This is a genomic window from Emticicia sp. MM (assembly GCF_001649495.1).
The window spans coordinates 16222-29670 of record NZ_LXHX01000075.1 but is presented as its reverse complement, the minus strand read 5'-3'; the positions used below and the strand labels follow the sequence as shown (position 1 = coordinate 29670).

The 13449-nt window shown below is 36.4% G+C and carries 11 protein-coding genes; 7 read left to right on the top strand and 4 right to left on the bottom strand.

Going from position 1 to position 13449, the window contains the following annotated elements; all coding sequences use genetic code 11:
- On the top strand, positions 1-558 hold a 558-nt coding region (gene nusG, locus A6M55_RS09280; RefSeq protein ID WP_015028163.1), incomplete at its 5' end, for a transcription termination/antitermination protein NusG.
- 47 nt (positions 559-605) lie between these two features.
- Here nusG and A6M55_RS09275 read toward each other — a convergent pair.
- Both A6M55_RS09275 and A6M55_RS09270 read right to left on the bottom strand, forming a co-directional pair.
- Positions 606-1304, bottom strand: coding sequence for a GNAT family N-acetyltransferase (locus tag A6M55_RS09275; protein ID WP_064197360.1), 699 nt, complete (start codon positions 1302-1304; stop codon positions 606-608).
- Positions 1304-2224, bottom strand: coding sequence for a glycosyltransferase family 2 protein (locus A6M55_RS09270; protein WP_041693915.1), 921 nt, complete (start codon positions 2222-2224; stop codon positions 1304-1306). Before A6M55_RS09270 ends, A6M55_RS09275 begins: the two co-directional genes overlap by 1 nt.
- A 117-nt stretch (positions 2225-2341) precedes the next feature.
- Between A6M55_RS09270 and A6M55_RS09265 the strand changes: the two genes are divergently transcribed.
- Entirely contained in the window at positions 2342-3130 is a 789-nt protein-coding gene (locus A6M55_RS09265) for an SDR family oxidoreductase (RefSeq protein WP_015028160.1), read from the top strand.
- Between the two features lie 55 nt (positions 3131-3185).
- Here the strand turns inward: A6M55_RS09265 and A6M55_RS09260 are convergent, their stop codons facing one another.
- Both A6M55_RS09260 and A6M55_RS09255 read right to left on the bottom strand, forming a co-directional pair.
- Positions 3186-3716: a YceI family protein gene (locus tag A6M55_RS09260; protein ID WP_015028159.1), complete on the bottom strand. Its 531-nt coding sequence runs from the start codon at positions 3714-3716 to the stop codon at positions 3186-3188.
- Between the two features lie 170 nt (positions 3717-3886).
- The gene (locus tag A6M55_RS09255; protein ID WP_015028158.1) at positions 3887-4936 is read right to left on the bottom strand and encodes a quinone-dependent dihydroorotate dehydrogenase; all 1050 of its coding nucleotides are present in this window, start codon (positions 4934-4936) and stop codon (positions 3887-3889) included.
- 496 nt (positions 4937-5432) lie between these two features.
- Between A6M55_RS09255 and A6M55_RS09250 the strand changes: the two genes are divergently transcribed.
- The 5 genes from A6M55_RS09250 to sucD all read left to right on the top strand — a co-directional run bounded on the left by A6M55_RS09250 (position 5433) and on the right by sucD (position 13408).
- A complete protein-coding gene (locus A6M55_RS09250) occupies positions 5433-6044 on the top strand; it encodes a TetR/AcrR family transcriptional regulator (RefSeq protein ID WP_064197359.1) in 612 nt (203 codons plus the stop codon).
- A gap of 70 nt (positions 6045-6114) precedes the next feature.
- Entirely contained in the window at positions 6115-7461 is a 1347-nt protein-coding gene (locus tag A6M55_RS09245; RefSeq protein ID WP_082892969.1) for a TolC family protein, read from the top strand.
- An 80-nt stretch (positions 7462-7541) separates the two neighbouring features.
- Positions 7542-8672 (top strand): efflux RND transporter periplasmic adaptor subunit, encoded by a 1131-nt coding sequence (locus tag A6M55_RS09240; RefSeq protein WP_064197358.1) that lies wholly within the window; start codon positions 7542-7544, stop codon positions 8670-8672.
- A gap of 138 nt (positions 8673-8810) precedes the next feature.
- A complete protein-coding gene (locus A6M55_RS09235; RefSeq protein ID WP_015028154.1) occupies positions 8811-12224 on the top strand; it encodes an efflux RND transporter permease subunit in 3414 nt (1137 codons plus the stop codon).
- A gap of 308 nt (positions 12225-12532) precedes the next feature.
- Entirely contained in the window at positions 12533-13408 is an 876-nt protein-coding gene (gene sucD / locus A6M55_RS09230; RefSeq protein ID WP_015028153.1) for a succinate--CoA ligase subunit alpha, read from the top strand.
- Positions 13409-13449: the final 41 nt, after the last annotated feature.

Genomic DNA, 13449 nt, shown 5'->3' with positions numbered 1-13449 from the left:
ATGAGCGAAATCAATTGGTACGTTGTGCGGGCAGTTTCGGGACAGGAGAAGAAAATCAAAACCTACATCGAAAACGAAGCAATTCGACGCAAGTTGGATGACTTAATTCCGTCAATCTTAATTCCAACTGAAAAAATCACAGAGGTTCGTAATGGTAAGAAACGTGTTCGTGAAAAAAGTTATTTTCCAGGATACATTCTTGTTAATGCCGACCTAAACAATGGTGAAGTGCTTCACTTAATCAAGACAATGCCAGGTGTAATTGGTTTCTTGGGTCGTAATAATGGTACTTCCATGACTCCTGAGCCTTTACGTCAATCTGAAATAAATCGTATTTTGGGTGTGCAAGAAGAGGTTATTATCGGTGATAATATTTCTCCAACACTTACATTCGTAAAAGGCGAAAATGTGAAGGTAATCGATGGCCCATTCAGTGGTTTCGATGGTAATGTTGAGGAAGTGAACGAAGATAAGAAGAAATTGAGCGTGAGCGTTAAAATCTTCGGACGTAGTACTCCAGTTGAATTGGGGTATATGCAAGTTGAAAAATTGCAATAATCAACAAAGAATATTAAGGAGAGCCTTTCTGAAAAGAAAGGCTTTTTTTATGCCCAAAAATGATAAATATTTTGAATTTGCTTCTCAACAAAACCACATTTTTCGTAAAATTTACAGGCTTGTCTATTATCAAGCTGTGTAGGTACATCGAGTGTTTGAATATTATTTTTCTTGCAATATTCTGCACAGGCATGAATCAGAGAAATGCCAACACCCTGCCCTTGTAAAGTTTCATCAACGGCAACCAGACCAATATTCGCCTGTGTATCCTTGATACTAAGCGTTACCATACCTCCAATTTGCCCGTTGTTTTCATAAATATATATTTTCTGAGCAATTTGGTGGCTGACAGATTTATCAATCCATTCTCGATAAAGTCGCTTAAAATTTTCTATTCCCAAACTTGTATCTAACATAAATCTTGAATGATTACCACTGAGATAAGCTAGTTCATACAACAAATGCCCTTCAATTTCATTAAATTCTTTGGTTTCAACTAGAGCTTTGGTTTTTAATAAATCTATCGAAGCGGTATAGGTAATTTTTCTATCTACAAGTTTTCCATTGAATTGCTCAAGAATATCTTGCGGTAATAGGGTTTCTTTTTCGGCAAAAACATAAATCAAATCATATTGTTCAAGAAACGCTTGTTCGAGCTGAGAAGATAGTATTTCTAAATCTTTACTAGCATCAATTCGAGCGATTTTTTTATGAAAGAATGCACTATCCCAAGTTAAGTGTATCATTAAAAATTTAATTTTTGGTCGATAATATGCACGGGTCTCCCTTTGACTTGCTCGAAAGTTTTACCTAAATAAATACCAATAATACCCAAAATGAATATAATAAGCCCCGAAAAAAATGTAATGGAAATAATAATACTGGCAAAACCCAATTGTTTGATTTGATTGCTAAAGTATAGGTATAGGTAGCCGATTCCTAAAAGAATTGCCACAAGCGACATCATTAAACCAAGCCTAACTGTGAGGCGGAGTGGTTTATCAGAGAAGGAAATGATATTATTGAAAGCCAATTCAATGAGTTTTGCCCATGAATACGATGATTTTCCCGATGCACGTTCATCGTGTTTGACGGGCAAGTAAGCCTTACGAAATCCCACCCATTGGGTCATGGTAGGAAAAAACCTAATTCGGTCGCCCAAACTAACTACTGCATCTATCACTTTTCGGTGATAAATGCCAAAGTTTGCCACGCTACTATCTTGTATGGTATCGGTTAAGTAGCTAAAAATTTTATAAAATAACTTAGAAGAAAGTTTCTTGAAAAATCCATCCTGTCGAATTTGTCGTTGAGCAAAAACAAGCTCATATCCTTCTTTCGCTTTATTCAATAAATGCGGAATCTCATCTGGCCTATCTTGAAGGTCACAGTCCATCACAACTATCCATTCTCCTTTTGAAATGCTTAATCCCGCATTGATGGCAGCATGTTGACCAAAGTTTCTACTTAGTTTTACACCTTTCACATAAGTATCATTGCTACATACACGTTCGATGGCTTCCCAAGATTTATCAGGACTACCATCTTCTACCAAAATAATTTCGTAAGAATCGGTTATTGGCCTGACGGCTTGATGAATTTCTTCAACTAATTTATCAACAATTTCTTGAGCTCTATAAACAGGTGAAACAATAGATAAGTACATTCGAAAAGCTTTTTTATTGCAAAATTCGACACTTAGCTGCATAGTACCAAATGATTTTTTGAATGATTTAGATAAAAATTAATAAAACTGTAACTTTGCAGTAAACAAACAACAGCTATGAATCTAGATTTATCAGGAAAAACTGCCTTCGTATGTGGCAGCACACAAGGCATTGGTAAAGCCGCCGCCGTCGAATTAGCACTTTTAGGGGCAAATATTACATTAGTGGCTCGAAATGAAGAAAAATTAAAAGCAGTATTAGACGAACTTCCACGCAAAAAAGGTCAAAAACATCGCTATTTACTGATTGATTTTTCAAAAACTAACCAAATAAAATCTCGAATTGAACGTCATTTGACAAAATATCCTGAGGCTCATATTTTGGTGAATAATACAGGCGGCCCAGTCGGAGGCCCTGTGATTGAAGCTTCTCCCGACTTATTTCTACAAACTTTTAATGAGCATGTTATTGCTGCCCAAATACTTACACAAGCACTTGTTCCGAGTATGAAAAAAGATGGGTTTGGACGCATCATCAACATTACATCCGTAGGTATGAAGCAGCCAATTGTTGGTTTGGGGGTATCGAATACCATTCGTGGGGCAATAGGTAATTGGGCTAAATCAATGGCAAATGAGCTTGGAAAATTTGGTATTACAACTAATAATGTGCTTCCGGGCTATACAACAACGGCACGCTTGCAGAAAGTAAACGAAATGCGAGCTTCAGCTACGCAAAAGAGTGTTAGTGAAGTAGAGCAAGAGCTAATTAAAGAAATTCCGATTGGAAGGTTTACAGCTCCCCAAGAAACAGCCGCAGTTATCGCCTTTTTGTGTTCTCCTGCAGCCGCATCTGTCAATGGGGTAAGTATTCCTGTAGATGGTGGCAAGACTAGTAGTTTATAAAAAATGAAGGCTCTTTTAAGAAAGAGCCTTCTGCGTTTCACCTTAAACCAAAAAATTAAGCCTGCTTCACTAATTGAATATTGAAAGCTAATTTTACTTCATCACTTACCACTACGCCACCTGCTTCTGTTACTGCACCCCAAGTAAGTCCGAAATCTTGACGGTTGATTTTTCCTGCAATTTCAAAACCAGCCTTTGTATTTCCGTAAAAATCGCCCATAATACCACCAAACTCTGCTTTCAAAGTTACAGGTTTTGTAGTTCCTTTAATTGTCAAGTCACCAGTTACATGATAAGTTTCATCATCAACTTTTTCCATTGATGTTGCTGCAAAAGTTAATTTTGGGAAGCTTGCTGCATCAAAGAAATCAGCCGATTTCAAGTGTCCATCTCTTTGTTCTTGATTAGTAGAAATGCTATCAATATCTGCCGAGAAGCTAACTTTTGCACCTGCGAAATCAGTGTCATTAGCTGTTTCAATCGAACCTTCGTAAGTTCCGAATGTACCAGTAACAGTAGAAATCATTAAGTGTTTTACTTTGAAATTAACTTCAGAGTGAGTTGGGTCAATAATCCAAGTAGCCATAGTTTTAAAATGTTTAAATTTCTAGAATATTTTTTAATTATGTATTTACATTGTATGTATATACATATAATACAAAAGAGAATATGAAAAGGTTTCAAAAAATAAAAAAAAAGTGTTGTTCTCAAAAAGAACAACACTTTTTTAATGCTAAGGCATTGATAGTCAATTATTTATTTTTTGGGTATTTCTTTCAAAATTCCATTACAAATTTCTTTTACAATGCTTGGGCCTTCATAGATAAAGCCAGAATAGACTTGAACGAGTGAGGCTCCTGCATTCAGTTTATCAATTGCATCTTGTGCGGAATAAATTCCTCCAACGCCAATAATAGGAAACGCTTTGTTCGATTTTTCTGATAAATACCTAATAACTTCGGTCGAACGGTCAGTGAGAGGTTTACCACTTAAACCACCCGCTCCAATTTCAGTAACAGTTTCCTTGTCAGATACCAAACCTTCTCTACTAATGGTTGTATTGGTTGCAATGACACCTGCTGTACGAGTTTCTTTTACAATTTCAATCACATCATCAAGTTGCTCGTTAGTCAAATCAGGTGCAATTTTCAGAAGGATAGGCTTAGGTTTTGATTTTCTTCCATTATCTCTTTCCAAAACCTTCAAAATATATTTCAACGGTTCTTTTTCTTGTAAATCTCTTAAACCAGGCGTGTTTGGAGAACTCACATTCACCACAAAGTAATCTACGTAAGGATAGAGGTCATTGAAAGCCTTGAGGTAATCGTATATAGCTTCATCGTTTTCAGTCACTTTGTTTTTTCCAATGTTTCCACCTACGATAACCTTTGTTTTACGTTTACGAAGATTATTTGCTGCAGCCATTGAACCCTCGTTATTAAAGCCCATGCGGTTTATCAGTGCACGGTCAGGTTTTAGTCTGAAGAGTCGAGGTTTATCATTACCTGATTGTGGTTTTGGTGTAACAGTACCGATTTCGATAAATCCAAAACCAAGATTAGATAGCTCGTCGGTCCAAATACCATTTTTATCAAAGCCCGCAGCTAAACCTACTGGATTTTTAAAGCGAAGACCAAAAACTTTTCTTTCTAAACGAGCATCTTTTTTCTCAAAAATAAGCCTCAAAATTGCTGGCATGAATGGAATAGAGCAGGCAAATTTGAGCGTATTCATTACTGTATAATGGATTTTCTCTGCGTCGTATTTAGTTAGGTACGGAAATACAAGATTTTTGTAGAAACTCATTTAGGCTTAAAATTTTAGGTTTTTACAGTAAGTGTTTAGTTTATAGCTGGATACTTATGTAATTAATTAGGTATGTGGGCTAGTTTGGTAAATGCTTTTTGAATTCAATCATATTTACAGCAGGGCAGATAAAATAGATAGGTTTACAAAAATACGATTTATCTATAAATTTTCAGTAAAAATAGACTACAACATTTTCTTAATGTAAGTTTAAATTAGAAAAATACAATTTTATTATCAATTAGTTATATGTATATTTCGAGAAAGAATAGATTGAAAATATGTTCATCCTCATAAAATAAGGTTTTATACGCTTATTTTATAGCTTCATCATCTTTGTTTTCATGATTTACATCAGTTTTTTCAATTTTGTATGTTTATAGTAGCTCTATAAAAAAAATTATAAAAACTTTGAACCTTTTGAAAGTTTCCCAAGTTTCTTGATTAGTACAAACATAAAGGTCAAATGAAACTTAGCCAGTTTTAAAGGTAAATAATGGAAGTAAGAGAACGTATATTGAAAGCTGCTGAAGAGCTTTTTCTAAAGTTTGGAATTCGCAGTGTAACGATGGACGAGATTGCTTCTGAACTCGGAATTTCGAAGAAGACAATCTATATGCACTTTGCCGATAAAGATAGCATTGTAGAAGAAGTGGCAGTTGTGAGAATGACTTGTGAACAAGAAATGAGCGAAGTGATTCACAAAGAATCTGAGAACCCGATTCATGAGGTTGTTCGTGAAATAGAAATGCTCAAAGCAAATATTGCCAACTTTAATCCTGTGATTATCTATGATTTAAAAAAGTATTACCCCAAAGTTTGGGCACTTTTTCAAGAGCATAAAAAAACAATCTATTTAGATATAATCAAGGAAAACTTAAAAGAGGGAATTAAACAAGGGCTTTATCGTCCAGAAGTTAATGTCGAGATTTTAGCGAGGTTACGCATGGAAGAAATTGATTTTGCCTTTGAACAAAGTGTTTTTCCAAAAGATAAATTCAGTCAATACGATATTCACAAAACCTTTATCGACCATTTTCTTAGAGGAATTATTACACTTAAAGGGCTTGAAGTTTATGAAAAATACATTAGCACAACTCAATTATAAATACATAATATTTTTTAAATAATTATCAATCTCCAAAATAAGTCTTACTATTAAAAACAAATACAGAATTATGAAAATAAAACACTTAAAGAGGGCATTGAGCTTGCTTTTCTTGATTCTGGTGGTTACGAATGCTTATAGTCAGCAGTCGTTTACGCTCAAGGAAGCAGTACAATATGCTTTAAAAAACCACATCAATGTAAAAAATGCTGAGCTGGAAATTTATTCAGCCGAAAATACCATTAAGCAAGTCAAAGCGGCTGGTATGCCACAAATCAATGGACAATTTCAATATACTTCAAACGTAATTGTACCTACTCAGTTGGTTGCAGCAAAAAACTTTAATCCACAGGCTGCAGAAGGTGAAGTAGTGAAATTTAAGTTTGGTGTGCCATGGGGTGGTCAGGCTGGAATTGGACTGAATCAATTAATATTTGATGCCACGTGGTTAGTTGGTTTAAAAGCCGCACCTGTTTACAGAGAACTGGCACAACGCACGGTTGCAACTTCAAAGGTGGGCGTTGTTGAAAACGTAATGAAGGCTTATTATTCGGTTTTAGTGGCAGAAGAAAGAAGCAAGTTGTTGGGGCTTAACATCAGTCGATTAGACACGATGTTACGTGAGCTGAAAATTATGAATGAAAAAGGTTTTGTAGAAAAATTAGATGTAGACCGCTTACAGGTTCAACGTAATAATTTAGTTACTGAAACCCAAAAAGTTGAAAATTTGATTCAATTAAGTTATGCACTCTTGAAGTTTCAGATGGGAATGAAACAGCAAGAATCACTTACTTTGAAAGACAAACTTTCTGAAACAGACATCAATCAGCTTCAATTGCCAGAATATCAAGGAGTAGATTACGCTAACAGAGTTGAATATGCCACTTTAATGACTCAGAAAAAACTTACAACGCTTGATATTGAACGTATTCAGAAAGGGGCATTACCAAAAGTATTCTTTAGTGGTTCACTTGGAGCAGGGCACAGTAACCCGCGTTTCAACCCATTTGAGCGTTGGTTTGGCTCATCGGCTCTAACACTTGGTGTACAAATTCCGATTTACGACAGTGGACTTCGTAAGCTTCAGATTCAACAACAAAACATCAACCTTACAAGAATTGACCAAAGTGCATTGTTTTTACGTGAATCATTTGAATTACAAGCAACACAAGGAATTATTAGTTTAAAAAATGGTTTAGAAACACTAAAAACTCAAAAAGCTAACCTCGATTTAGCTCAAGAAGTAGTAAGGGTTTCGAAGATTAAATATCAAGCTGGTGCTGGTACAAATATTGAAGTAGTAAATGCAGAATCTTCTTTAAAAGAAGCTCAAACAAATTACTTCGCTGCACTCTATGATTTATTAATTGCTAAAGTAGATTTAGATAAAGCAATGGGTAAACTATTGGCAGAATAAGCCCAACACCAGCCTTCCGATATTGGGAGATTATAAGGTTAAAGAGATTAATCAATTACAATTATTCATTGAATCATTATATGAAAAATACATTATATATTCTATCAACAGTTGTTATTTTAGCCGCTTGCTCAAAAGGTGGTGGAGATAAAGTTGCAGAAAAAAGAGCAGAATTAGCTAAACTTGAAGCAGAAGAAAAGAAAATTTCTGAGAGCATCAAGCAATTAAAAAGCGAGTTGAATATACTTGCACCAGCAAAAGAAGTAGAGAAAGTAATTGCCGTAACGGTTTCGCCAATTACTACGCAAACTTTCAATCACTTTGTTGAAATTCAAGGCCGCATTGATGCTAAGAATAATATCTTTGTTTCGCCACAAATGGGTGGAGCCATTACAAACTTGTATGTAAAGGAAGGTGATTTCGTAAAACAAGGACAAGTAATTGCTACTATTGATAATTCAGTTTTGAAGCAATCTATTCAAGAAATTGATGTACAATTAGGTACAGCAAAAGTTTTCTACGAAAAACAAAAAGCTCTTTGGGATCAAAAAATCGGTACAGAAGTTCAATACATTCAGGCAAAAGCAAATGTTGATGCTCTTGAAAAACGTTTGGCTACGCTACAAACACAAACAGCCATGACAAAGGTAATCGCACCATTGAGTGGTTTTGTTGATGAAGTACGTATGAAAGCTGGCGAAATGGCAGCTCCGGGTTTAGGAATAGTTCGTATTGTTAATTCAGATAACCTAAAAGTAGTTGCACAAGTAGCAGATACCTACGCAAGTACTATCAAACAAGGCGATGTGGTAAATATCAAATTCCCAGATTTAGGAAAAGAAACTTCTGCAAGATTGACCTTTGTGAGCCAAACAGTAAATCAAGCTTCTCGTACGTTTACTGTAGAGGCAACGATTCCAAAAATTGCTCCACAATTAAAGCCAAATATGTTGGCCGTTTTGAATATCAACGACCAAGCTAAAGGAAATTCAATTATTATTAATCGTAACCTTATCCAACAAACCGAATTAGGGGATGTAGTTTATGTAGCCGTAACAGAAGGTGCAAAAAAAGTAGCACGCAGCCGTAAGGTTACGACGGGTCTTACTTATAATGGTGATATCGAAATAATTTCTGGTTTACAAGCTGGTGATATGCTTATTACGCAAGGTTACCAAGATTTAGTAGATGGTCAGGCGGTTAATTACTAAAAGACTCAACAAAAGCCCTCTCAAATAGGGAGGAACTTAAAAAATATTTAAACTTTTTCTCACAAAAAGACCTTTAACAAGTCCTCCTTTTAAATTCCTTTTCTTCAAGAATTTGGATTTAAGCGAGGCATTTGGATTATGGAAAAAGAAAATTTACAAGACCAAGATTTGCCTCACGGAAGTGGGTCAATATATAACCTCGTTCGTTGGTTAGGAAACAACCAAACGACGGTATATATCTTTACGATAATGATTTTCTTGGCAGGTTTAGGTATTTACTTCAACCTACCAAAAGAGCAGTTTCCTGATATTAAAGTGCCACAAATTTATGTACAAACCATTTATTTTGGTACTACACCAGCTGATATCGAAAACGTAATTAATAAGCCAATTGAAAAACAGCTAAAAACAATTACGGGCGTAAAACGCATTAAATCAAATGCTTTACAAGACGTATCAGTAATTTTGATTGAATTTAATCCTGATGTAAAAGTAGAAGTCGCACTTCAACGTGTGCGTGATGCAGTTGATAAATCGAAGCGTGATTTACCACAAAAACTCGATAGTGGTCCAACGGCTCAAGATGTGAACTTTTCGGAGTTTCCGATAATGAATATCAATTTAGTTGGTAATTTTTCGCTCGAAAAACTGAAAGATTATGCTGAAGAGCTTCAAGATGAAATTGAATCATATCCAGAAATTACGAAGGTTGACATTGTCGGTACTTTAAAGCGTGAAATTCAAATTAACCTTGATTTGTACAAAATGCAATCGACTGGTTTGACTTTCTATGACGTACAAAGTGCAGTACAGGGCGAAAATATCAATATTTCGGGTGGTGAATTGAATGTCGATAATGTTCGCCGAACCATTCGTGTGAAAGGTGAATTCAAGACAGTTGACCAGATTCAAAATATTCAAGTACGTACTTCTACAGGTGCAACTGTTCGTTTGGGTGATGTAGCTGATGTAAGAGATAGCCACGAAGAACAACAAGATTTTGCTCGTTTAGATGGTAAATCAGTTGTAACACTCAACGTTGTTAAGCGTGCAGGTGCTAACGTAATTGCGGTGTCGGAGCGTATTGAAAAGTTGTTAGAAAAGTACCGTGAAGACCGTTTCCCTCCAGGCTTACAAGCAAAAATTACGGCTGATACTTCGGAGCGTGTAAAAAGCGAAATCAACGACCTAGTAAATACGGTTGTTTTGGGCTTTATTTTCGTGGTAATTGTATTGATGTTCTTTATGGGTGTTCGTGACGCCATCTTTGTTGGACTTTCAGTACCGCTCTCTGCTTTGATTGCCTTTATTCCGCTTTGGTTCTCAGGGTTTTCACTGAATACCATTGTATTGTTTGCGTTTTTGTTAGGTTTGGGTATTGTGGTTGATGATGCCATAGTGGTAATCGAAAATGCTCACCGTTTATTCAATAAATTCAAGAATCTAACAATTAAGGAAGCAGTTGCGTTAGCAGCCTCAGAAGTATTTTTGCCAGTATTATCGGGTACACTTACAACCATTGCTCCTTTCTTCCCGCTTTTGTTCTGGCCAGGTATTGTGGGTGAATTCATGAAATTTTTACCTATTACCTTGATTTATACCTTATTAGCTTCTTTGATTGTAGCTTATGTGATGAATCCAGTTTTTGCTATTTCATTCATGAAACGCCACGAAGAAGAAGACCACGCTGATACCAGTTTCCGTGCCATTCAACGTCCACTGATTATCATGGCAATTATTGCTGTTCCGGGTTATTTGATGAATGTTGGTATCGGAAATTTCATTGTGTTAATTGCTCTTCTTTATGCCTTTAATCACTTTGTATTAACACCAAAGGTTATTCTTCCATTCCAGAATGGAGCATTACCACGCTTCAAACAGGCTTATCGTAACCTCATTTCTTGGGTAATTATAGGCTACCGACCAGTATTTGCCGTATTAAGTATGTTTGGTTTATTGATTATGACATTCGTGTTATTGGGAATAGTGAAGCCAAAAGTAATCTTCTTCCCAAGCGGAGAACCAGATTATATTTATGTTTATAATGTAATGCCGGTAGGAACGGATGCTCGTGTAACTGACTCAGTGACGAAGGTAATTGAAACCAAAGTTTTTGGCGTAATCAAACGCAATAAAGCAGAGGGAGCTATTAACTCAGTGATTTCGAATGTAGGTAAAAATGCAGGTGACCCATTCAATCCAGACCGCTCTGCTACGCCTCAGAAATCGAAAGTAACCGTAGCTTTCGTGAAGAAAGAGTTACGTGGAGATATTTCTTCTGCCAAACTTTTAGAAGAAATGCGTAAGGAGATTCAAGGAATTCCGGGTAGTGAAATTTCAGTACAAAGAGAAAACAACGGCCCTCCAACGGGTAAGCCAATTTCGGTAGAGATTGCTGGAGATGATTTCAATAAACTCATCAGTATTGAAAAAGAAGTACGCAAACGTATTACTGCCGCTGGTATTCAAGGTATCGAAGAATTGAAGTCAGATTTGATTACTAATAAGCCAGAAATTATTGTTGATGTAGATAAAGTTAAAGCCCAAAGAGAAGGTATCAGTACTTCGCAGATTGCCTTGGCGATTCGTACAGCCTTGTTTGGTGCAGAAATCTCGAAATTTAGAGATGATAAAGAAGAATACCCAATTCAGTTGCGTTTGAAAGCGGATGACCGTAATCAAGTTGAAAAACTTTTGAGTATGAATATCACTTACCGCGATATGAACATGGGTGGAATGTTGCGTCAGGTTCCGCTTAATTCGGTAGCAAATATTAGTTATTCGACTACATTTAGCCAGATTAATCGCAAGAATCAACAACGTATTATTACTTTAGGCTCAGAAGTATTGAATGGTTATAATGCCAACGAAATTGTGGCCGAGATTCAAAGTAAAGTAATCAACGAGATGGAAGTTCCGAGTGGATACACAGTAAAAATGGGTGGTGAGCAAGAAGAGCAGATGGAATCAATGATGTTTTTGTTAGGAGCGTTAGGAGCGGCAGTTTTATTGATTTATTTGATTCTTGCAACGCAGTTCAACTCGGTAGTAAAACCATTTATCATTTTCGTAACAATTCTATTATCATTCATTGGGGTATTCTTAGGATTCATGGCTTTTGGCATGACATTCTCCGTAATTATGTCGGGTGTAGGTATTATTGCATTGGCAGGTATTGTGGTGAAAAACGGTATTTTGCTTATTGAGTTTACCGACGAATTACGTAGTAGGGGCTACGCTTTGAAAGATGCTATCGTGGAAGCAGGGGGCGTACGCCTAACCCCAGTGTTACTTACAGCTTCGGCTGCCATTTTGGGTCTCGTTCCTTTGGCTTTAGGTATAAGTATGGATTTCGTAACGATGTTTACGCACCTTGACCCACACGTGGTAATTGGCGGAGATAGTGCTGTTTTCTGGGGAATCTTGGCTTGGACAATCATTTTTGGACTTAGTTTCTCGACAGTACTTACATTAGTGATTGTACCTTGTTTGTACTACATCAATGAGCGTGTGCGAGATAAATGGTTTCGAAAAAAACAAGTTGAGGCATAAGCTCAATTCTTAAATAAACAAAATCCTCAAGCTTTTCTTAGGTTTGGGGATTTTTTCGTTTTTTCTGAGCAGAAAATCGACTAATAAAATTTTGAGCAAAAGTGGTATAAATTTGAATAATTATTGAAAATACGTTAAAGTTTTCAAAGAACTATAAAATTTTAGCAAAAATTAATTAAAAATTAAGATATTGATTATCAGTGATTTAGATATTAGATTTGCAATTCATAATTCGTAATTCTTAAATTCATTTTGTACTTTTCTCATTTCAAACTACTTTTACGTAAAATTCAAAAAATACGAAAATAATGAGCGTTCTTGTAAATAAAAACTCTAAGGTAATCGTACAAGGTTTTACTGGCTCGGAAGGTACTTTTCATGCGAGTCAGATGATTGAATACGGCACAAATGTCGTTGGTGGTGTAACACCAGGAAAAGGTGGACAATTGCACCTTGACCGCCCTGTTTTCAATACTGTTGAGCAAGCAGTTGCTGATACAGGAGCCGATGTCTCAATTATTTTCGTGCCGCCAGCATTTGCAGCTGATGCCATCATGGAAGCAGCTGATGCAGGTATCAAAGTAATCGTTTGTATTACTGAAGGTATTCCAACAAAAGATATGGTTACTGCAAAGTCATATCTTCAAGGTAAAAACGCACGTTTGATTGGCCCTAACTGCCCAGGTGTTATTACGGCAGAAGAATGTAAAGTAGGTATCATGCCAGGCTTTATCTTCAAAAAAGGAACAATCGGTGTTGTATCAAAATCAGGTACTTTAACATACGAAGCCGTTGACCAGTTATCTAAAGTAGGTCTTGGCCAAACAACAGCTATCGGTATCGGTGGTGACCCGATTATCGGAACAACTACTAAAGAGGCGGTTGAACTTTTGATGAACGACCCAGAAACAGAGGGTATCGTAATGATTGGTGAAATTGGTGGTGGAATGGAAGCCGAAGCAGCTCGTTGGATTAAAGAAAACGGTACAAAACCAGTAGTTGGTTTTATCGCTGGTCAAACAGCTCCAAAAGGTCGTCGTATGGGTCATGCAGGAGCAATCATTGGCGGTGCTGATGATACGGCTGCTGCTAAGATGAAAATCATGGCAGAATGTGGAATCCACGTGGTAGCATCTCCAGCAGAAATCGGTGTTACGATGTTGAAAGCACTCGGAAAAGCATAAATCTGAAGGGAAATAGCAGATACTAAGAAGCCGCTAAAACA